Raw genomic sequence first — 26,147 nt, forward strand, 5'->3', positions numbered from 1 at the left:
CAGGCGCGCCCGGGGACTCCGAGGGCCACCCGCGGCGGAGCGGCGGATGGGGGCACGCTCGAGCGGTGGTGCCGCTCAGCGGGGCCTGCGCTTGCCGTGGGTCCGGGCGTGGCGACCCTGCTCCTTGCCGGGGGACGCTCCCGAGTCCTTCTGCGGAGGACCGGGGTCCTTCTGGGACGCGAGGAAGCGCGTCCACGCCTCCTGGAACACGGGGTCCTCGCGCGGCACGGGGACGCGGGGAATCTGTCCGCGCATGATGCGTTCGATCTCCGCCACCACGTGCTTGTCCCGCGACGTGGCGAAGGTGGACGCGACGCCGCTGGCCTGCGCGCGCGCCGTGCGGCCGATGCGGTGCACGTAGTCCTCGGGCGAGTGCGGCAGGTCGTAGTTGATGACCTGTCCCACGTCCTCCACGTCCAGGCCGCGCGCGGCGATGTCCGTCGCCACCAGGCACCGGTAGGTCCCCTCGCGGAAGCCCTCGAGCGCCTGGCGCCGCTGGTTCTGCGTCCGGTCCGCGTGCAGCACCGCGCTCTTGTGGCCCTCGCGCTGGAGCAGCCGCAGCACCTTGTCCGCGCGCTCCTTCGACTTGGCGAAGACGAGCGCCGTCGAGTCGCTCTCCGCGAGCAACGTGAGCAGCAGCGCCGACTTCTCCTCCGGCTTCACGATGTAGAGCCGCTGCTCGGCCCGCTCGGCGGGAGTCCCGCTGCGGGTCACCTCCACGCGCACCGGCTTGTGCAGCCGCTCCCGCGCGAACCTGCCCACGTCGGGGCCGAGCGTCGCGGAGAACAACAGCGTCTGCCGCTTGCGAGGCAGCGCGGCGAGGATGCGCTCCAGCTGGGGCAGGAAGCCCATGTCGAGCATCCGGTCCGCCTCGTCGAGCACCAGCCCCTCCATCCGGTACAGGCTCACCGAGCCCGTCTCCAGCAGGTCCACCAGCCGGCCCGGCGTGGCGAGCACGAAGGTGGGATGGGCCTTCAGCGCCTCCACCTGCGCGGACATGTCCTCGCCGCCGATGACCACGGTGTGCGTCAGGCCGCGCGCCTCGGCGAAGACGCCCAGCGGCTCGGCAATCTGCCGCACCAGCTCCCGGGTGGGGGCGAGCACCAGCCCCAGCGTGCCCTTCCGGCCCGCGAAGCGCTCGACGAGGGGAAGCACATAGGCGGCCGTCTTGCCGGTGCCCGTGGCCGCGCAGCCGATGACGTCCTTGCCCGCGAGCGCGGGAGGGATGGCCTGGACCTGGATGGGGGTGGGCTGGGTGAAGCGCACCCGGCGCAGCGCGCCGAGCGTGTCCGGAGACAACCCGAGCCGTTCGAAGGAATCACTCACGGCCTGGGGGTATCACGGCGTCGGGCCCCGTGGGAAAGGGCCTGACGCCGGCACTGTCCTATGGCGTGTCGCGCAGCTTCTGGGCCCAGGGCTCCACGGCCCGCAGGACGCTCTTCACCCGCTCGGCGGGCTTGCCGGCGTCCCTGAGCCGCCTGCCCAGCGCGTCCAGGTGCGGCACGGCGCGCTCGGTGAGGGCCACCAGCGCGGCGGCCACGTCGCAGGTGTCCGCGGCGTCGTCCATGCAGATGACCCGGTCCTCCAGGACGATGCGCCAGATCTCCTCGCAAGAGCCTCGGCGGCGCTGGTCCGGGATGAGGAAGAACGGATGGAACGTCCGCTCCAGCCGCTTCACCGTCTGGTAGATGGGCTGGTTGTCCTTCATCGAGTCGCCGATGAGCTTCGTCACGTGGCGCGCCGCCACCTCCTCGGAGGGCGGCTCGTCGCCCGTCATGAAGAAGTATCCCTTCTTGCCGCGCTTCTCGAAGCAGTCCATCGCGGTGTGCTCGGCGGCGAAGTACATGCCCAGCTCGTAGGACTCGGAGGGGTTCGCGCCGCCACCGCGCTCCAGGAACATCCACGTGAGCCACTGGTCCATCTGCTGCTCGGAGGACTCGAACTGGCCGACCTGGAGCGGGGCCCTGTCGTAGTCCGCGTCACCCACGGCCATGAAGAGCACCTGCGGGTCCGCGATGCCCGCGTCCATCAGGTCCTTCATGAACGAGGGGAACGTCTTGCGCGCCAGGATTTCGGGGATGTTGCCCATGGAGCCCGTCACGTCGAGCGACATGACGACGGCGAGCGAGTTCGGGTGGGCCGCGCTGTCCCGGCTCTCGCGGAACTTCACCCCGAACGGGTCCATCCTGGGATGACACGCGCGCTGCTTGAACACCTCTTGCGGCGGCAGCTCGCTGCGAGCCTCCGTCATCGCCCTGTGCGCTTCGTGACTGTAGGACCCGTACCCCATGTTGGCTTGACCCCCTCGTTCGAGACACCGCGACGCTAACGCGGAGGCATGGGTGGCGTCAGCCTCGGGGCTGCTTGTCCCCGGCCGTCGGCCCCCGGGACGCCACGGTGACGCGCGCGCCCAGGGCGGCTTCCACCCAGCCGAGGAAGCGCTCGACGCGAGCCTCCGGGGCCCCACCCAGCTCCAGGGTCCTCCGCTCGGGCACGCAGCGCGCCAGGGCCCGCGTCAGGCGCGCCTGCCAGTCGAGGTCCCGCTCGGAGTCACTGGGACGCAGCGCGGTGATGCGCTCGGAACCCGGCGCTTCACGCACCAGGGTCGAGTCCTCGCCGGAGCCGACCTGCCCGGGCGCGGCGCGATATGCGTCGCACACCGGCCAGCGCGAGGTCAGCCGGTCCAGGTGCGTCACCGCGAGCGCATCCACCCCGCCGCAGACCGCGAGCGCATAGCGGCCGAGCACCGCGTCGAAGGCGCCCACGCGAAAGCCGCCCTGCCAGCCGTCGGCGCCATTGTGCGGCTCGGGGAGAGAGGGCGCGAGGCTCGCGTCCTCGGTGGGGAACGGGCCCTCTCCGTGGCGCGTGGCATACGCGCGCAGCACGCCCAGCCGGTGCACCTCGCCATCGAAGCCATGCTCGCGCAGCAGGGCCAGCGCGGGCTCGAAGGTGCACGTGCTCCAGGTGGTGTGGGGATGGAAGCCGCGCCACTCGTCCAGCAGCACGCCCTGCGCGCCCTCGAAGAGCGTGGTGCCCGCGCGAAGCCGGGCCCCGAGCCATGCGTCGTCGACGACGCGCTGAAGAGGCTCGATGCTCCGCACGGCCTCCGCCCAGCGGGCACTCACGCCGGAGTCCTCCAACAGGGCCCGCTCCGGCGCGGCGTCGGAGAGTCCCTCGGTGAGGCGCAGCACTTCCTCCAGCGCCCCTCGCAAGCGCTCCTGCGCCGCGCGGGCCTTGCGCACGAGTCCGCTCGCGTCCCTCAGGTCGCCCGCGAGCACGGTGTCCTCGGGGTGCGCGAGCGCATCGCGCACCGTCTCGCCCACGCCCACGCCGCAGGTGCCATGTCGCGCATCGCCCCGAGCCAGCTCCCGCAGCCGCCCCGCCGCTTGATGGAACGGCGTGATGACGCGGGCCCGCTCGCTCACCGTCACGCGCGACAGGGCCTCCGGCACACCGCGCTCGGCGAGGTAGCGGGCCTCCACGCGCAGGGCCAGCGGATGGAAGACGGTGGAGTGCGCCAGGTGCGTCCACACGCCAGGCACGAAGGTGCCCGCGCCGAACTGGGAGAAGGTGTGGTGTCGGCCGTCCTCGGTGACGACGTTGTGCCCCGCCTGCGCGCCGCCGTTGAAGCGCACCACGAGCCGCGCGTCATGCCGACGCGTCAGCCAGTCCGTGAGGGTGCCCTTGCCCGCGTCGCCGAAGCCCAGGTCGACGACGATGTGGGCCGCGCGCGAGGCGCTCATCGCCCGTCGCGAGGGACGATGCGCCGGTGGCCGGAGCTGGCGTCGTCGACGGGCAGGTGCTCATCCTCCAGCCGCGGCTGAGGCGTGCCGTCGCGTCCCAGCGTGGCCGCGAAGGGCGTGAGCGCGCGGATGACGGCGCCGCGTCGGGAGCGATCCCTGCCCTCGCGCTCCAGGTGGCGGGCCAGCGCGTCGATGTCCGCGATGGCGCCCTCGCACAGGCCGACGAGACTGGAGGTCACGTCCACGCAGTCTCCGGGCTCCTCCAGACAGATGACGCGGTCCCCGAGCAGCTCCCGCCAGTACCGCTCGCAGTTGCGGCGGCGGGCCAGACCGGGGATGAGGAAGAAGGGCTCGAAGGCGCGCTGGAGCTCGTCCACCACCTGCTGCACGGGCAGGTCCTTCTCCAGCCCGTCCCCCATGAGCGAAGCCACCTGCGTGTGCGAGACGAACGGGTAGGGCCGCTCGTCACCCGTCATGAAGAAGTAGCCCCGGCGGTTGCGCTTGCGGAAGCAGTCCAGGTCCGTGTGGCGCGCGGCGAAGTACATCGCCAGCTCATACGACTCGTGGCCCGGCGTGCCTCCGCCGCCTTCCAGGAAGGACGAGGTGAGCCACTGGTCCATCTGTCGCTCGTTGGACTCGAACTGGCCCACCTGCAGCGGGGCGCGGTCGCTGTTCGCGTCGCCCACCGCCATGAAGAGCACCTGTGAGTCCGTCACGCCCACGTCCAGGAGCGCCCGCATGAAGCTGGGCAGCCCGCGCCGCGCCAGCAGCTCCGGGATGTCACCCATGGAGCCCGTGACATCGAGCGCGAAGACGATGCCCAGCGAGAGGGGGTGCTCCTCGCTGTCCCGACTCTCGCGCCAGTCCACCCCGCGCGGGTCCATCAGCGGATGGCAGCGCTCCTGCCGGAAGAGGACCTGCCGGGACAAGGTCGCCCGGGTCTGGATGAGCGCCTCGTGCGCCTGGCTGCTGTAGCTCCCGTAACCCATCGCTCGACTCTCCTTCCACGCCACGGCGTTCCGCCGCGCTCAACGCCACCCGGGCAGGGTGAAGGGAACGAAGCGCGGAGGTCCGAAGGCCTCGAGCGCCGCCCGTGACACCTCTTCCTTCACGCTCCACGCATCGATGCTCGCGCCGCGCTGGAGCCGGGCCTGGTCGCGCAGCAGCGCGACGAGCGGCGCCGGCACCTTCGATGGCGCCAGGCCCGTCGCCGCCGTCCCACCGAGCACCCAGGCGAGGCAGCGCGCGAGCATGGCCAGGTCCGTGGCGGGCGAGGGCGTCGCGCCGTCCAGCAGCGCCTCCGGGTAGAAGTCAGGGTGGGCCACGCTGGCGGAAGGCAGGGCCAGGGTCGAGTGGTACCGCGTGGCATGGGCCCAGCCCACCAGCATCACGCCATGGTCCCTGGGGTGCACGAGCAGGTGGGGCGGCAGCACCGCGCCGTGGACGTAGCCCGCGCGGTGCACGAAGCCGAGCACCTCCAGCGCGCGCTTCCACATCCACACCGCCGCGCGCGGGTCGATGCCCTCCGGAGACACCTGACGCAGCTCCGTCAGCGAGTGCTGGAAGCCGCTCATCCAGCGATACACGGCCGCCGGGCGCGCGGTGCCCACCGGGTCCTTCACCTTGCCCCGCGCCACGGGCTGGGGGAGCAGCCGCGTGAAGTGCTCGGCGCCCTGGGCGCTGGAGCCCTGGAGCTCCTCGAGGATTTCGTACTCCCGCGCGACCAGGTCTCCATCCGACAGCGCGCGGGCGACCTTCAGCACCACCATCTCCGTGATGCGCGCGTCGCGCCGCGCGAGGAACACGTCGCAGCTGTCCCCCTGGCCCAGGCGGCCGAGCAGCACGTAGCGCGTGCCCGCCACGGTGACGCGAGGCCGGTCCGGAGCGAAGGGCGGGTCATCCGCGGGACGCGCGGGCTTGGGCCAGACGGCCACGCCCTTGGCGGACACCATCGCGCCGCAGTAGGCGCAGGTGAGGATGCCGTTCGCCGAGGCGGGGGGCGGTAGGTTCGCGCCGCAGCCCGGACACTTCAGAAGTTGTAGCTCCATCCGACCCCCTCATGCGATGCGGGGGCAGCATACCGTGCCCGCAGGAAACCCGAATGACTCCCGTTGCCCCCGTGCTGCCCGTGGTGCTCGACACCAATGTCGTCCTGGACCTCTACGTGTTCGAGGACCCGGCCCTGCGTGAGCTGCACCAGGCCCTGCGGGACGGACGCCTGGTGGCCTGGGCCGAGGACGCGACGCTGGCGGAGCTGGGCTATGTGCTCGCCTCGCGCCACTTCCTGCCGGGCCGGGCCCAGGACACGCGGAGCACGGCGCTGGCGCGCTATCGCGAGCACGCGCGGGTACTGCCGGCGGGGGAGGGGAACCCGGCGCTGGAGCTCCCCCGATGCAAGGACCGCGACGACCAGAAGTTCCTCGTCCTGGCCGCGCGGGCCGGGGCGTCGTGGCTGGTGAGCAAGGACAAGCGCGTGCTGTCCATGGCGGACCGGCACGGGATGCCCTTCCTCATCCTCACGCCCCGGCAGGCGGTGGCGCGACTGTCCGCTCAGGCGCTGGATGCGGGGCGGTAGCGCAGCACGCGCGCGGCCTGGGCGTTCACCACGATGGCGGTGATGCTCTCCAGGCGCGACTTGCCCGCCTTCTCGCTCCACTCGAGCACGTAGAAGAAGACCGGGTCGTCCGAGCCCTGCATGTTGCCGTAGACGACCACCGAGTCGGCCCGCTGGTCCTTGTAGGTGATGAGCGTCTGGCGGAAGGTGAGCCACACCTCGCGATTGCCGGAGGCCTCGGAGGTGCCGCGCAGGAACGCGGTGGGCTTGTCGAGCGGCCCCTGGAGGAACTCGCCGCCCGAGGCCCGGTGCTCCAGCAGCTCGCTCTTGGAGCCCGACAGCTCCGAGAAGACGCCCGAGCACTCCTCCTCGCAGGTGAAGTCCGATTCGGCGGGGGCCTCGCGGCGCTCCTTCTCGCACCGCTTCTCGCACGCGACGAGCTCGCGGCCCTCCTGGGCGAGCGCCTTCTGGATTCGCGCCTTCATCTGCGCCTGGGTGGTGTCGGCCTCGAAGAAGGTGGTGTCCGCCAGGTGGAGCAGCCCGGCCACGCGCACCAGGCCCGGGTCCTCCATCGCGGACAGCGCCGCGCTCGCCGCGGCCTTCTGGGGGCGCAGCTGCGCGGGCTTCACGCGGGTCCACGTTCCACGGGCCTCGGAGTCGGTGCCCGCGCGGTTCAGGTCGACGCGGTCGAACTCCGCGGCCATCTGCCGGGCGCGAGCGAGCGCGGCCTTGTACGCGGGCTTCTCCGGCACGGTGGCCAGGAAGTCGGAGGCGGCGACGCTCATCACCCCACCGGGGCGCGAGAGCATCTCCTTCTCCGTGAAGTCCTTCTCGAAGAGCGTCTCCACCTTGTAGCGCGGCGCCCACTCCACCTTCGCCTTCGTGTCGTTGCGCGCGGCGGCCATCTTCCGCTCGTACGCGTAGGCGCGCACCTGCTCGAAGGCCGCCGTCTCCGCCTCGGCCTTGTACGGGTCCTCGCCCTCCACGTACACGCGCAAGTCACTCAGGCACGTGTCGTCATACGTCGCGCCCGGATAGGTGGACACGAGCGTGAGCCGCACGCCGCCCACGCGCTCCGGCACGGGCACGCGGACCTCCTGCCAGCCGAGCACGTCGCGCAGCTCCGCCTCCACCGGCGCGCCCGTCGTCTGCGGGCCCGTCTCGCCCTGGACCAGCGGCTCCAGCTTCACCTTCCGGGGACGCGCGTTGGCGCGGTAGAGCTTCTCGGACTTCTGGTAGCCGTTGCGCACGAAGACGCGGAACACCTTGGCGCGCGTGAGGGACGGTCCCCACCACTCCAGGGCCTCTCCCTCGCCGCGCCCCTTCGCGCCCTCCACCCACGCGGTGGCCGGGTCGTCGTCCGCGACGTAGAGCGGCAGGTAGTTCTGCGCGTGCTTGTTCCAGCCGTTCTCCAGGAACGTGGACGCCGTCACGCGGCGCGGATGCAGCCGGTGCGCGCCGCCCGCGTCGGGCTCGAGCAGGACGGGTGGGGCGGCCGCGAGGATGAGCGACAGGAGGATCATGGCTTGCGCTCCGGGGTGTGTCGGGGTGGCGGAAGGGGTGCGGCCCACAGGACGAGCCGTGAGAGGCCCGCGGGGTAGAGTCCCGAGTCTTCCTGCTCGCGGGACACCAGGTGGTAGACGACGCGCGCGTAGCGGGCCGTGGACGGGAGCCGGACGCGGAGGGGGCGGCCTGGGACGAGCCGGGTGTCCTCGATGGCGCCCAGGTGGGCCAGCGGCTCCGGGGCCCACGGGCGGACCTCCAGGCGGCGGCCCAGCGTGGCCACGGTGGTGGCGGACTCGAAGAGCGGATTGTCGGCGACCTCCACGCTCACCCAGCGCATGACGTCGCCGGAGGGGAAGCCATGGCCCACTTCGCGCGTGGACAGCACGAGCTCGCCATCGCGCGGCTCCACGACGAGCGCCGCCTTGAGCGCCTCGGTGCGCCGGGTTCCGCCGAGGCCGTGGTCACCCCGGGGCATGTGGCAGTCGGTGCAGTGGCGCGTGTCTCCGGTGGCCTTGCGCCAGGCGGTCCACTCGCCCACGGTGTCCTGTTGCCACTGCGTCTTGGAGAGGCGCACGCGCTGGCCATCGATGTTCAGGACGGGGAAGCCGAACTGGTGGCAGCCCGCGCAGGGCATGCCCGGGGTGGCCTGGGCCTTGTCGATGCGCGCGTGACAGGCCGCGCAGGTGACGCCGTGCTCCTCGGGGGGACTGTTCGCGGGCAGCGCGCCGCGCTCCAGGTTCCGCGCGAGGGGCGCGTGACACTGGACGCACCAGCCCGGACGGTCCTCGGTGATGGCGACCTGGAAGACGTCATCCGTGCGCGCCGAGGCATGGCCGCTGTTCCTCCAGGCGTCGACCTCGGGCGCGTGACACTCGGCGCAGCGCTGGAGGCTCCAGTCCGGCAGCCCGTGTGGCGCGGGGCCCACCTCCATGCGCGCGGTTCCCTGTGGGAAGCGGGCACTCGGCGCGGAGGCGAGGAGCGAGCAGGTGAGGAGGAGGAGCGCGTGCACTGTTGAACGTGGAGTGTATTCGCATGGGACTCGCGGACGCACCTCCCCCCGGGCGTGCGGGAGCGGTAGAACCGGACCCATGAAGGCCTACGAGATTCGGGACGGATTCGGGTTGGAGAAGCTGGTGTCGTGCGAGCGGCCGGACCCCACGCCGGGCCCGTTCCAGGTGCGCGTGCGGGTGAAGGCGACGAGCCTGAACTACCGCGACCTGATGATGGTGGAGGGGCGCTACAACCCGCGGCAGAAGCTGCCGCTGGTCCCCAACTCGGATGGCGCGGGAGTGGTGGACGCGGTGGGGCCGGGTGTCACGCGGGTGAAGGTCGGAGAGCGGGTCATCGGGCTCTTCGCGCAGGCGTGGGCCGCCGGTGAGCCGACGCGCCTGGCGCAGCAGTCCACGCTGGGTGGGCCGCTGGATGGCGCGCTCGCGGACACGATGGTGCTGCGCGAGGACGGGGTGGTGCCCACGCCCGACTACCTCACCGACGAGGAGGCCGCGACGCTGCCCTGCGCGGCCCTCACGGCGTGGAGCGCGCTGGTGACGCATGGCGCGCTCAAGGCGGGGGACGTGGTGTTGCTCCAGGGGACGGGGGGCGTCTCCATCTTCGCGCTGCAGATTGCGCGGATGATGGGGGCGCGCGTCCTCATCACCTCGAGCCGCGACGACAAGCTGGAGCGCGCGCGAGGACTGGGGGCGCACGACGGCATCAACTACGTGACGACGCCGGACTGGGACAAGGCGGCGCGTGCGCTCACGGGCAACGCGGGCGTGGACCACGTCGTGGAGGTGGGTGGGGCGGGGACGTTCGAGAAGTCGCTGCGCGCGGTGCGGCCCGGCGGCACGGTGTCCGTCATCGGCGTGCTGAGCGGGGTCGCGGGGGCGGTGCCGTTGACGTCCATCCTGATGCAGAACCTGCGGGTGCAGGGCATCCTCGTCGGACATCGGCAGAGCTTCGAGGCGCTGCTGCGTGCGTTCTCGCAGCACTCCGTCCGCCCGGTGGTGGACCGCGTGTTCCCCTTCGACGAGGCGGTGGCGGCGTTCCATCACCTGAAGAGCGGGGCCCACTTCGGCAAGGTCGTCATCCGCGTGGGATGACGTGACGCCGTGTCGAAGTGGGGAAGGGCCCGGTGACGACTGGCGTCCACCGGGCCCTGGGGCCTCAGGAGCCGGTCTCGGTGGGGCCCGAGTCGGACGGGTTGTTGTTGCGCGCGACGTAGCTCACCTGGGGACCGCCTCGGGGACCGCGAGGGGCGTTGCCCCGGTTCGAGTTGGGGCGCTGCTGGCGCGCCTCGCGCAGCGTGTTGCCCCCCGGGCCGGTCGGCGGACGGGTCTCCACGGCGGGCTGCGAGGGCCGATTGGGACCTCCGCGACGCTCGCCACGGGGAGGCCGCGCGTCATTGCCGGCGAAGGTGTTGCTCGCGCCTGCCTGGACCTCGTTGCCCTGTCCCCGGTGCTCGACCAGGGGCTGACGCTCGTCGCGGTTGCCGCGTCCGTTCATCGGGGGCCGTGAGTTGGCGTGGCCGTTGCGGGGCTCGGACGGGTCTCCGCGGCGGTTTCCATTGCGGAAGTCGCCGGGACCCCGCGGGCCACCGTTGCGTGAAGCCTCCGCGCCACGCGTGTCCCCGCCCTCGAACGCAGGGGCGACGGACGCGTGCGCGTCCTGGCCGTTGCGAGCTTCACCCTGGAAGTCCCTGGGGCCTCCATTGCGACGCTCACCCTGGGTACCGCGAGGGCCACGGCCACGTGAATCACCGGGGCCCGGTGCCGCCGCGTCGCGACGCTCGCCCTGGAAGCCGCGAGGACCACCGCGCGAGTCGCCAGCACCTTGCGCCGCTCCGTCCTCGAAGCCGCGAGGGCCCCCACGTGAATCGCCTGTGCCTTGCGCCCCATCGCCGTTGCGGCGCTCGCCCTGGACGCCGCGAGGACCGCCGCGCGAATCGCCCGGGCCCTGCGAGGCATCACCGTTACGGCGCTCGCCCTGGAAGCCGCGAGGACCGCCGCGCGAGTCGCCCGGGCCCTGCGAGGCATCACCGTTACGGCGCTCGCCCTGGAAGCCGCGAGGACCGCCGCGCGAGTCGCCCGGGCCCTGCGAGGCATCACCGTTACGGCGCTCGCCCTGGAAGCCGCGAGGACCGCCGCGCGAGTCGCCCGGGCCCTGCGAGGCATCACCGTTACGGCGCTCGCCCTGGACGCCGCGAGGACCGCCACGCGAGTCGCCCGAGCCCTGCGCGGCATCACCGTTACGGCGCTCGCCCTGGAACCCACGAGGCTCACCGCGCGAATCCCCAGCGCCTTGCGCCCCATTGCCGTTGCGGCGCTCGCCCTGGAAGCCACGAGGAGCCCCGCGCGAGTCTCCAGCGCCTTGACCTGAGTTGCCCTGGAAGCCGCGAGGTCCACCACCGCGCGACTCTCCCGCGCCGCCCTGCGGCCGATGCGCGCCGTTGCGCGAGTCACCGTTGCGCGCTGCCTCGCCGTTGCCGTTGACCGCGCCGCCCTGGAAGCCTCGAGGACCTCCATTGCGCTGCTCTCCCTGCGGCGGCCGCGCGCCATTCGCCTGCGGCGGCCGAGCACCACCACCACCCGCCGGACGCGCCTGCTGCGACGCGGGCGGGTTCGGACGGTTGTTGCCCGAGCGCGGCGGTCCTCGCCCCGGACCCCTGCGGCCTCCTCGCTGCGCCGGAGCGGCGGGCGGCTTGCCTCGCTCGCCACCCCCCTGCCTCAGCACCAGCGCCTCCAGCTCGAGCAGCTCCGCCTCGGCGGCCTCCTCGGGCGTCATCGCCGGCTTGGGCGGAGCGGGCGCGACCTCGACCTGCGGCGCGCGCTGCTCCAGTCGCGGATGGCCGCCCCCGAAGCGCGCGTCCGGACGGCCCTTGCCCTGGCCCCCACGGCGAGCCCCCTCACGGAAGCCTCCCGAGGGCACGAAGTCCGGCGTGAGCTCGCGCCGCACATAGGCGCTCCAGATTTCGCCGGTGTCCCCCGCCATGCCGTACAGCGCGGGCGCGTACGTCGCGAGGAACTCGCGCACGTTGTCCAGGTCGCGGCGGAAGTAGAACTCCGCGCGGTTGTTGCGCGCCGCGGCGATGGTCTGCGGGAAGTCGATGATGACCGGCCCCGCGTACCCCATCAGGATGTTGTACGGCGACAGGTCTCCGTGGATGAGGTCCGCGCACAGCATGCTGATGACCTGCGCGCGCAGGTCCACGTACATCGCCAGCGCTTCCTCGGGCGTGGTCGGCGGCGCCTCGACCAGGCGCGGGGCCGGATGTCCCTGCGCGTCGATGACCACCTCCATCAGGAGGATGCCCTCGTAGAACAACACCGGCGTGGGCACCCGGACGCCCTGCGCGTGCAGCTTGTAGAGCGAGTCCGACTCCGCGCTCTTCCAGGCCTCCTCCGCGGCGGCCTGCCCGAACTTGCTGCCCTTCTCCATGGCGCGACGCGTGCGCGAATTGCGCACCTCACGCCCCTCCCGGTAGCCCACGTTGTTGCGGAAGTTACGCTCGTGGCGCTCCTTGTACAGCTTGGCCGCCACCACCTGCCCGGCGTGCTGGACGAGCCACACCTCCGCCTCCTTGCCCGTCTTCAGTTGGCCGAGAACGGCCTCGATGATTCCATCGGCGAGGAGGGTCTCTAGCGAGTCATTCATTCAGAGGCGGAAGTCCAATGGGGGGCGGGCGGGGGCATTCCAATGCGCGCGGGGCGGCCCTGCTCGCAGCGCGCGGCGGCATGTGAACATCTCGCGGGGCCCTCTTGCTACCAGCATGACGCCAGGAGCAATCAGGTGAACCAACGCCCGGCCTGCTAACAGTTTGTCCGCCAGGGTTCCAGGCCATCGATGCGCTCCAGCCCGGCTGGGTCAAAGTTGACCAAGACCCTGGAATCCCTGGAGAAAAGTCCGGATGCCGGACCACCGCCCTCCAGACGTCCATGCGAGCGCCGGGCCGTGGGGCCGGACAGGGGCCAGGCACCGACGAGTCGACACTCGGTGTGCGGGCGAGCGGAGGGGCCGCCGGTGGGCTCCGCCGGGGAGACGCCGGCCGGGGACCTGCACCCAGGGGCTGCCGACCCGCACCAGGAGAGCGCTACGATGCGCGCCGCCCAGGAGGGGCTCACCCATGGCGACGAAGAAGCGCAAGTCGAGTGCTGCGAAGAAGTCATCCCGGCGCGCCTCCACGACGAAGAAGGCCGCGACGAAGAAGCCCACGGCCCGGAAGGCCACCGCGAAGACGAGCGCGGCTCGCAAGAGCACCGCGAAGAAGGCCGTCACGAAGAAGCGCGCCGCGAAGAAGGGCTCGACCCGGAGGCCCTCCCGTGGAGGCAGGAAGTCCGCGCCCGCCACGGCGCCCCTGTCACCGCGCCTGGTCGTCTCGCGGGACGTGCCCGAGACGCCGCCCCCCGCCGTCCCGGACGAGCGCCCCGCCCCCAGCCTCGCCTCCGTGGAGCAGGTGGAGACGTCCTCCGCCGGCATCCTCCCGCTGGCGCCCGAGCACGCGGCGGTGGACGAACTCACCAGCTCCGGCAACGAACTGCTCGACATCTTCCAGCGCTACGACCGCAACCGCACCGGTGCCATCGAGCGCGCCGAGTTCGCGCGGCTGCTGGAGGCGCTCGGGCAGGACGTCACGGACGAGGAGCTGGAGATCGCCCTCGACATCGTCGACGCGGACCGCACGGGGAGGATCTCCTGGATGGAGTTCAAGGCGTGGTGGCGCAGCCGCTGAAAGCGCGCGCCACCAGCACGCTGGGCAGGGGCCCGTCCCCGTCGTGGGCGGGCCCCTGGGCCCTGGCCTGCTCGCGTGGTCTCGAAAATAGGAGCGGGGGCGGAGCTGACCTACACTCGGGAGGGTAGGGGGAGTGGTGTCCGACCTGGCGTCCAGAGCCCATACCACCGTCTTCGAGCACGCGCGCGACGCGGTGCTCGTGCTCGACGCTGCCCAGCTCATCCAGCAGGTCAACCGCGCCGCCGAGCGCATCTTCGGCCCGCGCGGTGAGCTGGTGGGCATGGCGGTGACGCGCCTGTTGTCGGGGTGGCGTCCGCCGGACACGCGCGGCTCGCCGGACACGCCGCACGAGACGGAGCTGGCCGGACAGCGGCCGGGCGGCGCCGGGCCCGCGTACTACCTGCGCGTGCAGACGCTGGCCCAGTTCGACGCGGCCGGAAACGCGCTGGGCTGGGTGCTCCAGCTCCAGGACATGCGCGGCAGCCTGGAGGTCGAGGCCTCCATCCGTCAGCAGAAGGAGTTCTTCGAGGCGGTGGTGCGCAACAGCCCCGTCGCCATCGTCACCATCACCCGCCAGTTCATCGTCCTGTCGTGGAACCCCGCCGCCGAGCGGCTCTTCGGGTACACGCCGCAGGAGGCGCTGGGCAAACACATCTTCGACCTGGTGGCCACCGAGGACAGCGTCCTGCCCGAGGCGAAGAAGGCCCAGCGCGACGTCACCCAGCGCGGGCGCGTGCACTCCGTCACGCGGCGGCTGCGCAAGGACCACACGATGGTGGACGTGGAGCTGTTGGCGCTGCCGGTGTCGGTGGGCGGCCGGCAGCTGGGCTTCATCGCCATCTACCACGACATCACCGACCTCCAGCGCGCGCGCCAGGCGGCCGAGTCCGCCAACCAGGCCAAGAGCCTGTTCCTGGCGACGATGAGCCACGAAATCCGCACGCCGATGAACGCCATCATCGGCATGACGGGGCTGATGCTGGACACGCACCTGACGGGCGAGCAGCGCGAGTTCATCTCCACCATCCGCCAGAGCAGCGAGGCGCTGCTCACGCTGCTCAACGACGTGCTGGACTTCTCCAAGATCGAAGCCGGCCGCTTCGAGACGGACCGCCACCCGTTCGACCTGCGTCAGTGCGTGGAGTCGGTGCTGGACCTGCTCGCGGTGCGCGCCAGCGAGAAGGGCTTGGACCTGGGCGCGGACATCTCGCCCGACGTGCCCCAGGTGGTGATGGGGGACGCCTCACGCCTGCGCCAGGTGCTGCTCAACCTGGTGGGCAACGCGCTGAAGTTCACCGAGTCGGGCGGCGCCGTCGTCTCCGTGGACGGGGTCCGCCGCGCCGAGGCGACCGACGCGCCGTGGGAGCTCACCTTCTCCGTGCAGGACACGGGGCCGGGCATCCCCGAGGAGAAGCGCCAGGGCCTGTTCCAGCCGTTCAACCAGCTCGACGTGTCGGTGGCGCGGCGCTTCGGCGGCACGGGGCTGGGGCTCGCCATCTCCAAGCGGCTGGTGGAGGCGATGGGCGGGCGCATCTGGGTGGAGAGCGAGGGCGTGCCCGGCCGAGGCACCACGTTCTTCTTCGCGCTCACCGTGCAGGCCGCGCCGCAGACGACGGCGGGCTACCTGCGCTCGGACGAGCCGCTGCTGCGCGGCCGGCGCGTGCTCATCGTCGACGACAACGCCATCAACCGCCGGCTCCTGGGACGACAGCTCCAGGCGTGGGGCGCCGAGCCGGTGGAGGCGGGCTCCGGCATGGAGGCGCTCTCCAAGCTCCAGTCGGGCGGCTCCGGGTTCGACCTGGCGCTCATCGACCACCAGATGCCGGGACTGGACGGTCCCTCGCTGGCGGCGCGGATCCGCGAGCGCGACGACCTGCGGGCGCTGCCGCTGTTCCTGCTGACCTCACCGGGACGCCGCGCCGCGCCTCCGCCGGGCCTGTTCTCCGGGGTGCTGTCGCGCCCGATGAAGGCCTCGCAGCTCCACGACACGCTGATGTCCTGCTTCTCCAAGGACGTGCCCCGGGTGCGCGTGGAGCCCGCGCCGACGGGGGCTCCCGCGCCCCGCGACAGGCCCGGAGACCGCGTCCCCTTGCGCATCCTGCTGGTGGAGGACAACCTCACCAACCAGCGGCTGGCCAGCCTGATGCTGGACCGGCTCGGCTATCAGGTGCAGGCGGCGTCCAACGGGCGCGAGGCGCTGGAGTGGTCCCTGCGCCAGCGCTTCGACGTGGTCTTCATGGACCTGCAGATGCCGGAGATGGACGGCCTGGAGGCCACGCGGCGCATCCGCAAGGAGCTGCCGCCCACGGTGCAGCCGTGGGTCATCGCGATGACGGCCAACGCGATGGACTCCGACCGGGAGCAGTGCTTCGAGGCGGGGATGGACGACTTCCTGTCCAAGCCCATCCGCGTGGAGGCGCTCACCGCCGCGCTGGTGCGCTGCCAGACGCCGCGGCCCGTCGGCGGCACCCGCACGCGGCCGGAGCGCGTCGTCATCGCGGAGCAGGGGCTCTCCGACGACCTGGTGCCCGAGGCCGCGCGCATCCCCGGCCTGCAGCCCGCGGCGCTGGCCCGGCTGTGGCGGGAGCTGGGCTCGCAGGCGGGGAACATCCTCCCGGAGCTCATCGACACCGCGCTGCAGAGCATGCCCGCGCTGCTCGACGACGCGTACACGGCGCTGGGGCAGGGGCTGCTCGACGACCTCAGCCGCGCGGCGCACACGCTCAAGTCCAACGCGGCCTGGTTCGGCGCGTCGGCCCTGGAGACGCTGAGTCGGGAGCTGGAGCTGAGCGCGGACGCGGGCGATGACGTCGACTCCCTGCGCGAGCGGCTGGACCGGTGCCGGGCGGAGCTGTCCACGACGCGCGGACTGCTGTCTCGCCTTCGTGAGAGCATCGCCCTGCCCACGGCGCGCCGCTGAGGTCCCGGTCAGCCCTCCGGGGGCTCGGGCGTCCCTCGCGCGGCCGCGCACTTCGAGGTGAACGATGAGTGACTCTCCCAAGGACTCCTCCCACCCGGGCGCCGCGCGCATCCGAGGCCTGGAAGAGGTGGACCGGCTGTCGGTGCCGCTGCCGCATGGCACCGAGGTGACGACGCGCGTGGAGCGGATGACCTCCGGCGGGCGGCGCATCCCCCAGGGCGTGGTGGGGCGCGTGGTGCGGGCGAAGGACGGCGGGCTCGACATCCAGATCGTCGGCGTGGGCGAGGTGTGGTTCGCGCGCGACGAGCTGGTGCCCCGGCGTCCGGGACAGGTCCAGTTCGCCCAGCGGCGCGAGGCCGCCTGGAACGCGCTGGGGCCGTGCGTGGTGCTGGAGACGCGCGTGGGCAGCCATGCCTGGGGACTGGCGAACGCGCAGTCGGACGTGGACGTGCGAGGGGTGTTCGCCCTGCCGCTCTCGTGGAGCTTCGGCCTGGTGGAGGCGCCGCAGGACCTGGTGAGCGCCGACGGCAGCACGACCTATTGGGAGGCGCGCAAGACGGTGGAGCAGGCCCTGCGCGCGGACCCGAACACGCTGGAGACGCTGTTCGTCCCGGGCGCCCGGGCGCTGGATGAGCTGGGCGAGTGGTTCCTCGCGGAGCGCGAGGCCTTCGTCTCGCAGTCCATCTTCGGCAGCTTCGGTCGCTACGCCATGAGCCAGCTCGACAAGCTCACGCGCAGCCAGCGGCTCGCCGAGCACCGGGACCTGCTGCTGGAGTGGCTGTGCGAGGACCCCACGCCGGACCTGGACGAAGTGGCCCGGCGACTGGCGGACATCTCCCCGCGCGGCGCGCCCACGCCCGAGGACGCGCTGCTGGCGGCGAAGACCTACGTCAAGCAGCTCTATCGCTCGCTGTCGGACCAGGGCCTGCTCGCCGCCAACGACTTCGCGGCGCTCACCGCCTACGCGCGTGGAGGGGGACAGCGTCCTCCGTCGGCGCGGGAGCTGCGACCGAAGAACGCGTACAACCTGCTGCGGTTGATCGCCACGGCCACGGGCTGGCTGCGCCACGGCGAGCCCGTCTTCGAGGCGACGGGTGCCCTGAAGGCTCGGCTGTTGGACATCAAGGCGGGGCAGGTCCCGCTCGAGGACGTGCTGCGCGACGCGGAGGCGATGGCACCGGAGCTGGAGGCGGCGCGGCGGGAGAGCCGTCTGCCGGAGCAGCCCGACTACGCGCGAGCGGACCGGCTGCTGCGGCGGGTGGGGGATGAGGTGGCGCGGCGCTGGGTGACGAAGGCGCCGGGGCCCTGGGGACGCGAGGCGCCCGAGGCCCCGCGGATGGAGTGGAGGGATTCGGAATGAAGGGCACGCTGACGGAGCACGAGAAGACGGTGGCGGACCGCGTGCTCGACGAGGAGTCCGCGCGACGCGAGCACCTGGTGGTGTCGCTGACGGGGGCGCATGCCTACGGGTTCCCCTCGCCCGACAGTGACCTGGACCTGAAGTCCATCCACGTGGCGCCCACCGCCATGCTCCTGGGGCTCAGCCCCCGGCAGCTCAACGCCGAGCGCCTGGAGGTGGTGGATGGCGTGGAGGTGGACTACTCGTCCAATGAGCTCGCATCCGTCCTCCAGGGACTGTTGCAGGGCAATGGCAACTACCTGGAGCGCATCCTGGGCGCCATCACCCTGCGGGCCTCTCCGGACCTGGAGTCGCTCCAGCCGCTGGCGCGCGAGGTGCTGTCGCGGCGGGTGTTCCGTCACTACAACGGCTTCGCCCACGGCCAGCTGCGTGAGTGGGAGAAGAGCGGCTTTCGCTCCGCCAAGAAGCTGCTCTACGTGCTGCGCACCACGCTGACGGGCACGCACCTGCTGCGCACCGGGGGCGTGGAGACGGACGTCACCGAGCTCTTGGACGCCCACGGCTTCCCCGAGGCCCGCGAGCTGGTGGAGCAGAAGCGGCGCGGGGAGAAGAGCGAGCTGCCGGAGGCGCTGAGCGAAGCGTGGCGCGTCCGGGTGGCCCGCTCGTTCGAGGTGCTCGACGCGGCGCTGGCGGTGTCGGTGCTGCCCGAGGCGCCGCCCTCCAACGCCGTGGACGCGCTGGAGGCCTGGATGCTGGAGCTGCGGCGCCGGCGCTTCTGAGCCGCGCGTTCAGGGCGAGGTGGCGGACAGCCTGGACAAGGAGCGGTCCTTGACCTTGAGCCAGGCCTGCTGGCGGAAGAGATACGTGGAGCAGAGCTTCCGCCACGTCCACACGTCCGGCAGGTTCCACCAGCCCTCGGGCGGCTCGAGGCCGATGTCCCTCAGGTTGCCGATGCCCCGGTAGCCGACGCCGTCGAGGCCGTTGGCGCTGTTGGACTCCAGCACCAGGGCCTTGTCGGTGGCGGGGTGGTGGTCCACTACGAGGAAGGTGTGGCCGGAGCGCCACTGGTTGCGCCAGCCCTGGATGAGCGTCCACGGATGCGGGTGGGCATCGGCCGAGGGCGCGGGGATGGCCATGCCGCTCTCGACGGCGGCGGTGACGGGGGAGAAGAAGTCCTCCGTGGAGGCAATCATCATCTGCCGGTGGCGCCGCGAGTCCCACGCGAAGTTCGCGCCGTGGGCGTCCGCGAAGGCCTTCACCGTGAGCGCCTCGACGAAGGTGCAGCAGTTGTTGAACAGGGGCGGCGCGCGAGGCACGCGGATGCCCGGGAGGTCCCAGGGGTAGTACGCCTGGTCCAGGTCGTAGCGGAAGTCCTTCAGGCCCCGGAGCAACGTGACGAGCTGGCTCTCGGCGATGGCCAGCGGGTCGTCATCGAAGGGCAGCCGCACGGCGGGCGGAGGCTGCGCCTGGTTCGTCACGCTCACGTAGTGCTGCGTGCGCCAGCGCGTGCAGACCCAGGTGTCCAGCGCGCCCAGCGTGGGGACCTCCAGGCGCACGAAGTCGGTGTCCGGCGTCGGGCTGCCCGGCTTCTCCTCCAGCACGAAGTAGGTGCCCGCCTCGACGTAGCCCTCGAACTGAGACTGGGTGTCGGGCTGGACGAAGCCCCGCATGCGGATGGGCAGCTTCGCGACACGATGGCTCTGGGACACGACGACCCCCCCTCGGTGTGAATGACTTCGGGTGAAGCCTATCTCACCCAGGGAGGATGTTCATGGGATGCGCCAGGGCTGGAGCGGGGTGTCTGTCCTTACGGGTCTGTTTCCCCGGGGAGGCCCGAGGCGCTCGCGCGTGACAGCTCCACCTGGAGGGTGGCCCCGTCGGGACGGTGGGCCCATTCGAGGAACGACGCGCGGAAGGACTCCACCGCCTCGACGAGCGGCGTGCCCGGCCTCCACGCGAGCGCGCTCGGGTCCCGGGCCTCCAGCCCGATGAGCAGCGAGCCCCCGGCTCCCGGCGCCTGGAGGGGACGCACCGTCAGGCGGCGATCACTCTCCAGGCGGTACGCCAGGGCCGTGATGTGCCCGAGCAGCCACCCCTGGGCGACCTCGCGCCCCTCGGGGGTCTTCGCGTCGGCGCTCAGCCGCAGTCGGGTCGACGGTTGGCTGGTCGAATCGAGCGGCTCGAACAACAGGGACCACGCTCCGGGCGTCCCCGTCCTGCGCGCCTGCGCGACGAGCTCCCGTGCACGCGCCCACTCCTCGCGAAGGATGCGGGAGGTGGAGCGCGACACGTTGCGTGTGGTGTTCCTCAGCGGCGCCACGGGGGCGATGATGGGCAGCAGGTCCCGCTTGCCATCCGGCCGGTAGCGCGCCGTCTCCATCGTCAGGGCCACGGGCTGGGGCCAGGGCCACGTGGCGAAGGTGTCGAAGAAGTGCGCGAGCAGGTCCACGTCGGACTTCACCGCCTCGGGCGCCGCGCGCGTGGTGGCCCAGGCCGCGAGCACCGTCCACGACAGGCCCCCGAGATAGCCGAGCGCATGTGAGTAGAGCCCCCGAGCCCGGGCCCAGGCCTTCACGGCACGCAGCAGCCTCCGGAACCTCGCGTGGGTGTCCTCGTCCGGACCGAGCGCCGCCAGCACGCCCTTCATGTCCGCGAGCCCCAGCACCGAGCGCAGGCCCGCGGGGTCGAACGCGTCCGCGTGTCGCGCGAGCAGCTCCAGCGGGTCCAGGGACCCGGCGCCCTCGGGCCGACTGGCGTGGGACACCTCGAAGCTCACGCCGCCCAGCACCACCTTCACCAGCGGGATGGCCGCATCGGCGACGAAGCGCGAGGCCGCGCGGCTCTCGGGCTCCGACCTCGCCAGCTCCCCCAACAGCTCCCGCGCGAAGTCCTCCCGTGACTGGCCCGCGGGGCCGAGCGCCACCGCGTCCACGTCACTGCCCGCGCCATCGGTCCCGAGCAGATAGGAGCCATACGGATGCAGCGAGGCGCCCACGCGAGCGCACAGCACCCGCAGCCGCTCCACGGCCTCGTCGCGCTTCGCCCGTGTCTCGGGAACGCTCTCGACGGCGCCCACGTTCCCGAGCGCGGAGCGCAGCGCGTCGTCACCGGTGCCCGCTGTCGTGGCCTCCGCGCGCGCGACACCCAGCGGAATGCGTCGGACGACCTCGAACGGCGTGTTGCCCTGGCGGCGGATGATGCAGACCTCGCGGACCTCGAAGCTCAGCGGACGCCAGCCCCGTGCCCACGTGGCGACGGTGCGCTCCACGTCCACGTCGTCCGAGTGGGGCACCTGCCCCACGGACAGATGCGGGTGGAACCCATGGGCCGGCGGCGCGCACTCGGGCACCACGGAGACGAGCTTCGCGTGCAGTCGCGTCAGGGCACCTCGGGGCGCGTCCTCGGGCCTCAACCACGCCGTCGCGCTGGCGCGGTGGTCGAAGTGGTCGAAGTCGGAGAGCGTCACCTGGAAGGGCTCGATGCTCCGCGCGGCCTCGCAGAGCAGCGCCGCCACCGCGTCGAAGTCCTCCTCGGGGAGGAAGGGGTAGAGCAGGGTGACGTGGGGCATCCACCGCTCGAACTTCGCGTCGTGCTTCTTGCGCAGCGCCTGGATGGGCGGCCACACGGACTCGGGGGGGATGAGCACCACGGCGGTGTGGTGGACGAGCCGGGCCGCCGCGGCGCCCGTCGCGGAGGAGGCCGCGCGGGTGTCGCGGCGCAGGACGCAGCGGATGCCGAAGTGGTCCGACGCGAACAGCGGCTCGCCGGACGGAGCACGCGCGCCCTTCAGCGGGGCTTCGCCGAACAGCTCGATGGACTCCGGCGAGAGTCGCCCCGAGGGCGAGGCCACCAGCACGCGGTCCAACCGCTGGAGCCGTCCGGACACGGTGGTGATGGCGGCCAGCGAGTTGAGCCGAGGATTGTACGTCTCCCCCTGCTCGGACGGGCGCAGCGTGGGCCATGCATCCACGAAGCCCGCGCGGCGGAAGGACTCCACCTCCGCGTCTCCGTCGCCGAAGTTGAAGTCCCCGGCCAGCACGACGTCGGGCGCGCCCGCGTCGTCGTCGCCCGTGAGTGTCGGGAGCTCCTCCAGCAGCGCCTGGACCTGGGTGGCCCGGGCCGCGGCGCCGGTGGCCTCGCGGTTGCTCGTCAGGTGCGGCGTGGCCACCCACAGCGGGCCGCCCGCCAGTCGCAGCTCGCCCACGATGAGGCGCTTGTCGCGCGAGAAGACCCGCTGCCACACCGAGGCGAGGGGCTCGCGCGACAGGAGCACCTGCCCGTAGGGGACGACGGTGTTCGCCTCGGGACCGTCCGACACGTGGTAGCGCTCGCGCACCCAGCCCTCCGCGAGCAGGGCCCGCAGGAAGGGCGCGGTGACTTCTTGAAGGACGATGACGTCCGCGTCGGTCTCGCGCAGCAGCGCCAGGGCCGCGGGCGTGCGGTGCTCGGTGGCGAGCTTCTCCCGGTCGTACAGGTCGAAGAGGACGTTGAAGGTGGCGACGGTGAGTCGCTCCGGCGCCAGGCGCGCGTCCCCCGGCGCCGAGGAAGGGGACTTCATCCAATCCCCGGCCCGCGCGTCGTAGCGATGGACATGCAGGCGCGCGAAGCCGGGGACCTCGCGCGGACGGGGCGGGGTGGGGGCGGGCGCCTCTGCGGGTGGCTCGACGAGGTGATTCAGCCGGTCGATGCGCTCCTTGCGGTCCCACACCACCTCGCGCCCGCGCTTGAAGTACCAGACGCGGTGCCAGGGGATTTCGCCGTCCGGCACGAAGGCCTCGAACGGCATCTCCTCCAGGCGCTCGCCGTGGGTGTCGTAGCCGATGACGAACTCACGGGCCTCCAGCCGAGGGTCCCACCGGATGCGGTGGTACACCTCCCGGCTCGTCGTGAAGCGTTCCTGGGACATGGTGAGCACCCACGGGGAGAAGAGGAGGGACGGCGAGCCGCTGGCTTCCCGCGAGCGTAGTCGCGCTGACCGCTCGAAGGGGGACGTCCCGCGCGCCGCACCGGACGCCGCGGGACTCACCCGGCTGACAGTCCGCTTCAGGACGGACTGACGCCCGCCACCAGGTAGAAACGGAACTCCCCCGAGTTGACGCCGTAGGCCGCGTCCACGCCCACCAGCGGCAGGACGATGTTGCGCAGGTACAGCCGCAGGCCCGCGCCCACGCCCTGCGCGAAGGTGGAGCCTCTCAGGCCACTCTTGCTGTCGGGCAGGTAGCCGCGCACCACGCGCCCGTTCACATCCCGCAGCTCACCGTCGGCGGGCAAGTCCCTCCACACCATCAGCCCCGTGTCGGAGAAGCCCACGCCCCGGAAGGACAGCTGGCGGATGGTGAAGAGCGGGAAATGGTACTCGGCGGTGAACGACAGGCGCGTGTCGCCGCGGAACTGCCGGTGGACGAAGCCACGCAGCGAGTTGCCGCCCATCACCAGCTCCTGGTGGAAGGGCAGGTCCACGCCCGCGGCCGCCTCGCCGCGCAGCACCACGTTGTGCTCCTCGAACAGGCGCAGGCCATGGCGGTACAGCAGCCCGAAGCGCCGGTAGCGGAAGTCGCTGCCCACCTCGGGATTGGACACCTCGTAGGAGGCCTCCAGGTTGATGCCCTCCATCACCGCGTGCAGGTTCTGCCGCGTGTCGATTCCCACCATCAACCGCACCGACGCGTCCTGCTGCGCGGGGCCGGTGGAGAACGCGGGCGTGGTGACCTCCTCCTTCGCGTCCGGCGACTTCGCGTCGATGCTCATCAGCCGGTACTTCACCGCGGCGCGCACGCGCTCGAAGAGCATCACGCCGAACTCCCCGGCGAGCGAGGCCGAGTTGAGGCGCGTGCGGCGCACCACCTCCGGGTCCTCCTGGCCCGCCCCCGGCTGGTACTCGTCCATGCGGTCGCTTCGGAGCTGGCCCTCCAGACTGAAGCGCAGCTGCGGCAACCCGAAGACGTTCTGGTCCAGGTAGCCGACGAACAGGCCGCTCTCCGCGGTGCTCACCTGCGCGGCGGTCGCGAACTTCTTGCTGCGGCCCCACAGGTTGTTCTCCGCGTACAGCACGCCGCCGCCCACGTTGTCCGACGACAACGCGAAGGTGGGCGCCACCACCCACGAGGCCTTCTCCTCCACCTCCAGGATGAGGCGGACGCGGCCCGGGCCCGTGGGCTCGGTGCGCACCGTCACCTCCTGGAACAGACCGGTGGCGAGCAGCCGTCGCTCCACCTTGTCCAACTGCTCGAAGGTGAGCTCGTCCCCCGCGTCGATGCGCGAGTACGCCTGCACCGTCTCCGGGCGCGTCTTCTCCGGACCGCGCACCACCACCTCGTCCACCACCTGTCCCGGCTCCTGCGCGCCCGCCTGCCCCGCCCCCAGGGCGAGTCCCAGCATCGCGCACCACTTCACCACTCGTCCGCTCATGACTCGTCGCACATCCATGACCGCGTCGGGGCTACCGGCCTCAAGCCCTCCGGGCCGCACCCTACCGCCACCGCCGGTCCATCGGGATTGCGGAGTGACGGGAAGGCACGACAGTGGAACATTTGCTATGCCTGCCCCCGAGGAAGCTCCGGGACGTCCCCGGGATCGTGTCCCGATGACCGGTCTGTTTCGCCAGCTCCGACGCCGACGTCTGCTGCGGCGGCCGTTCCCCTCCGAGTGGCTGGGCCACCTGGAGGCCCATGTCCCGTTCTTCTCCCGGCTGTCGCCCGCCCTGCGCGAGGACTTCCTCGCGAAGCTGAAGGTCTTCGTCTGGGAGAAGGAGTTCATCGGCGCGGGGGGCCTGGCCATCACCGACGAGATTCGCGTCGTCGTGGCCGCCACCGCCGTGCAGCTCGTCGTGCACCTGGACCTGTCGTATTACGACCGGCTGCGCGAAGTCATCGTCTACCCGGACGCCTTCCTGCTGCCGGACCGCACCGGCGTGGTGCTGGGGGAGGCGAAGCACTGGGGCTCGGTCATCCTGTCCTGGGCCGCGGTGCTCGGCGGGTTGAAGAACCCCGACGACGGCCACGACACCGCCACCCACGAGTTCGCCCACGTGCTGGACCGGGCCGACGGCGCCTTCGACGGCACGCCGAAGCTGCGCAGCTACTCGCACTACCGCACCTGGGCCTCGGTGATGAGCGAGCACTTCCACGCGCTCCAGCAGGGCCGCCCCCGCGAGCGCCAGGTGCTGGATGACTACGGCGCCCTCAACGAGGCGGAGTTCTTCGCCGTGGCCAGCGAGAACTTCTTCGAGCGGCCCGAGCGGATGCGCAAGAAGACCCCCGACTTGTATGAAGAGCTGAAGCGTTTCTACGGGTGGGACCCCGCCTCTGGCACTTGAGCCCGCGCACCGAGCGCCGCGCTGTGGTAGGCGCGGTATCCAGCAGCCTCCGGAAAAGAGCCTCTCCATGACCGCAGCCGCCGTGCCCTCGGTGTCCATGTTCGTCGAGCTGGAGCGCGAGGCCTGGCGGGCGTTGCGCGCCTCCACGCCGCTGACGCTCACGACGGAGGACCTGGACGGGCTGCGAGGGCTGGGAGAGCACCTGGACCTGGAGGAGGTCTCGGACGTCTACCTGCCGCTGTCCCGGCTGCTCAACCTCCAGGTGGCGGCCGCGCAGCGGCTGTGGGCCGAGCAGCAGGCCTTCCTGGGGGGCACCACGCAGAAGGTGCCGTTCATCATCGCCATCGCCGGCAGCGTCGCGGTGGGCAAGAGCACCACCGCCCGCATCCTCCAGGCGCTCTTGGCGCGCTGGCCGGACCACCCGCGGGTGGAGCTGGTCACCACGGACGGCTTCCTCTTCCCCAACCGCATCCTCACCGAGCGCGGCCTGATGAACCGCAAGGGCTTCCCGGAGAGCTATGACCGGCGCGCGCTGGTGCGGCTGCTCGCGGAGCTCAAGGCGGGACGCGCGGAGGTGACGGCGCCCGTGTACTCGCACCTGGTCTACGACGTGGTGCCCGAGGAGGCGAAGGTCATCCGCCAGCCCGACATCCTCATCCTGGAGGGCCTCAACGTCCTGCAGTCCGGCGTCGTCGGGCAGCGCATCCCGCACACCTTCCTGTCGGACTTCTTCGACTTCTCCATCTACGTGGACGCCAGCGAGCAGGACATCCGCCGCTGGTACGTGGACCGCTTCCTGCGCCTGCAGCAGACGGCCTTCCGCGACGAGCGCAGCTACTTCCGGCGCTTCTCGGACCTGACGCCCGAGCAGGCGACGGCCATGGCGGAGAACATCTGGGGCGACATCAACGGCCCCAACCTGGCGCAGAACATCGCGCCCACGCGCTCGCGCGCCCGGCTCATCCTGCTCAAGGGGCCGGACCACAAGGTCAAGCGCGTGCGGCTGCGCAAGCTGTAGCCG

General features: G+C 71.9%; 19 protein-coding genes. 8 read left to right on the top strand and 11 right to left on the bottom strand.

The genetic code is table 11. The annotated features are described in order from the left end of the window. Window positions 1–75 precede the first annotated feature (75 nt). The 5 genes from AC6JA9_RS14285 to AC6JA9_RS14305 form a co-directional block, all read right to left on the bottom strand. Complete coding sequence (locus AC6JA9_RS14285; RefSeq protein ID WP_223785101.1) at window positions 76–1,326, bottom strand: DEAD/DEAH box helicase; 1,251 nt, start codon at window positions 1,324–1,326, stop codon at window positions 76–78. Window positions 1,327–1,384: 58 nt separating this feature from the next. Continuing rightward, window positions 1,385–2,251 carry a VWA domain-containing protein gene (locus AC6JA9_RS14290; protein ID WP_223751282.1) on the bottom strand — a complete coding sequence of 289 codons (867 nt, stop codon included), beginning with the start codon at window positions 2,249–2,251 and terminating at the stop codon, window positions 1,385–1,387. A 97-nt stretch (window positions 2,252–2,348) separates the two neighbouring features. Beyond that, window positions 2,349–3,743 (bottom strand): adenylosuccinate synthetase, encoded by a 1,395-nt coding sequence (locus AC6JA9_RS14295; protein ID WP_223785102.1) that lies wholly within the window; start codon window positions 3,741–3,743, stop codon window positions 2,349–2,351. Further along, window positions 3,740–4,732 (bottom strand): vWA domain-containing protein, encoded by a 993-nt coding sequence (locus AC6JA9_RS14300; protein WP_267696950.1) that lies wholly within the window; start codon window positions 4,730–4,732, stop codon window positions 3,740–3,742. Before AC6JA9_RS14300 ends, AC6JA9_RS14295 begins: the two co-directional genes overlap by 4 nt. Window positions 4,733–4,771: 39 nt before the next feature. Further along, window positions 4,772–5,791: a hypothetical protein gene (locus tag AC6JA9_RS14305; protein ID WP_408891000.1), complete on the bottom strand. Its 1,020-nt coding sequence runs from the start codon at window positions 5,789–5,791 to the stop codon at window positions 4,772–4,774. Window positions 5,792–5,844: 53 nt separating this feature from the next. On the opposite strand from AC6JA9_RS14305, the gene AC6JA9_RS14310 reads away from it, so the two are divergent. Then, window positions 5,845–6,318 carry a putative toxin-antitoxin system toxin component, PIN family gene (locus AC6JA9_RS14310; protein ID WP_497959932.1) on the top strand — a complete coding sequence of 158 codons (474 nt, stop codon included), beginning with the start codon at window positions 5,845–5,847 and terminating at the stop codon, window positions 6,316–6,318. Here AC6JA9_RS14310 and AC6JA9_RS14315 read toward each other — a convergent pair. Both AC6JA9_RS14315 and AC6JA9_RS14320 read right to left on the bottom strand, forming a co-directional pair. Beyond that, window positions 6,294–7,820 (bottom strand): NADase-type glycan-binding domain-containing protein, encoded by a 1,527-nt coding sequence (locus AC6JA9_RS14315; protein ID WP_267696947.1) that lies wholly within the window; start codon window positions 7,818–7,820, stop codon window positions 6,294–6,296. The two genes, AC6JA9_RS14310 and AC6JA9_RS14315, sit on opposite strands and share 25 nt — an antisense overlap. Continuing rightward, window positions 7,817–8,734 (bottom strand): multiheme c-type cytochrome, encoded by a 918-nt coding sequence (locus tag AC6JA9_RS14320; protein WP_483577535.1) that lies wholly within the window; start codon window positions 8,732–8,734, stop codon window positions 7,817–7,819. Before AC6JA9_RS14320 ends, AC6JA9_RS14315 begins: the two co-directional genes overlap by 4 nt. A gap of 157 nt (window positions 8,735–8,891) precedes the next feature. Here AC6JA9_RS14320 and AC6JA9_RS14325 point away from each other — a divergent pair, with 157 nt between their 5' ends. After that, entirely contained in the window at window positions 8,892–9,905 is a 1,014-nt protein-coding gene (locus tag AC6JA9_RS14325) for a zinc-dependent alcohol dehydrogenase family protein (RefSeq protein ID WP_223751289.1), read from the top strand. 64 nt (window positions 9,906–9,969) lie between these two features. Here AC6JA9_RS14325 and AC6JA9_RS14330 read toward each other — a convergent pair whose 3' ends face one another. Next, window positions 9,970–12,456 carry an RIO1 family regulatory kinase/ATPase domain-containing protein gene (locus AC6JA9_RS14330; RefSeq protein WP_497959934.1) on the bottom strand — a complete coding sequence of 829 codons (2,487 nt, stop codon included), beginning with the start codon at window positions 12,454–12,456 and terminating at the stop codon, window positions 9,970–9,972. Window positions 12,457–12,925: 469 nt separating this feature from the next. Between AC6JA9_RS14330 and AC6JA9_RS14335 the strand changes: the two genes are divergently transcribed. From AC6JA9_RS14335 to AC6JA9_RS14350, 4 genes are all read left to right on the top strand, one after another. Continuing rightward, window positions 12,926–13,531, top strand: coding sequence for an EF-hand domain-containing protein (locus tag AC6JA9_RS14335; protein ID WP_497959935.1), 606 nt, complete (start codon window positions 12,926–12,928; stop codon window positions 13,529–13,531). Window positions 13,532–13,667: 136 nt separating this feature from the next. Beyond that, window positions 13,668–16,451 (top strand): PAS domain-containing hybrid sensor histidine kinase/response regulator, encoded by a 2,784-nt coding sequence (locus tag AC6JA9_RS14340; RefSeq protein ID WP_370640432.1) that lies wholly within the window; start codon window positions 13,668–13,670, stop codon window positions 16,449–16,451. A 64-nt stretch (window positions 16,452–16,515) separates the two neighbouring features. Next, window positions 16,516–17,811 carry a DNA polymerase beta superfamily protein gene (locus AC6JA9_RS14345; protein ID WP_267696943.1) on the top strand — a complete coding sequence of 432 codons (1,296 nt, stop codon included), beginning with the start codon at window positions 16,516–16,518 and terminating at the stop codon, window positions 17,809–17,811. Further along, window positions 17,808–18,590 (top strand): nucleotidyltransferase domain-containing protein, encoded by a 783-nt coding sequence (locus tag AC6JA9_RS14350; RefSeq protein ID WP_223751294.1) that lies wholly within the window; start codon window positions 17,808–17,810, stop codon window positions 18,588–18,590. Before AC6JA9_RS14345 ends, AC6JA9_RS14350 begins: the two co-directional genes overlap by 4 nt. Before the next feature lie 9 nt (window positions 18,591–18,599). Here AC6JA9_RS14350 and AC6JA9_RS14355 read toward each other — a convergent pair whose 3' ends face one another. The 3 genes from AC6JA9_RS14355 to AC6JA9_RS14365 form a co-directional block, all read right to left on the bottom strand. After that, window positions 18,600–19,520 carry a hypothetical protein gene (locus tag AC6JA9_RS14355; RefSeq protein WP_483577538.1) on the bottom strand — a complete coding sequence of 307 codons (921 nt, stop codon included), beginning with the start codon at window positions 19,518–19,520 and terminating at the stop codon, window positions 18,600–18,602. 98 nt (window positions 19,521–19,618) lie between these two features. Further along, window positions 19,619–22,717: a poly(A) polymerase gene (locus tag AC6JA9_RS14360; RefSeq protein ID WP_497959937.1), complete on the bottom strand. Its 3,099-nt coding sequence runs from the start codon at window positions 22,715–22,717 to the stop codon at window positions 19,619–19,621. Window positions 22,718–22,854: 137 nt separating this feature from the next. Further along, entirely contained in the window at window positions 22,855–24,219 is a 1,365-nt protein-coding gene (locus AC6JA9_RS14365) for a BamA/TamA family outer membrane protein (RefSeq protein ID WP_497959938.1), read from the bottom strand. A gap of 175 nt (window positions 24,220–24,394) precedes the next feature. Between AC6JA9_RS14365 and AC6JA9_RS14370 the strand changes: the two genes are divergently transcribed. After that, a complete protein-coding gene (locus AC6JA9_RS14370) occupies window positions 24,395–25,126 on the top strand; it encodes a M90 family metallopeptidase (RefSeq protein WP_408890991.1) in 732 nt (243 codons plus the stop codon). 67 nt (window positions 25,127–25,193) lie between these two features. Further along, window positions 25,194–26,144: a type I pantothenate kinase gene (gene coaA / locus AC6JA9_RS14375; RefSeq protein WP_408890989.1), complete on the top strand. Its 951-nt coding sequence runs from the start codon at window positions 25,194–25,196 to the stop codon at window positions 26,142–26,144. Window positions 26,145–26,147 lie beyond the last annotated feature (3 nt).

The organism is Myxococcus sp. MH1 (assembly GCF_059738865.1).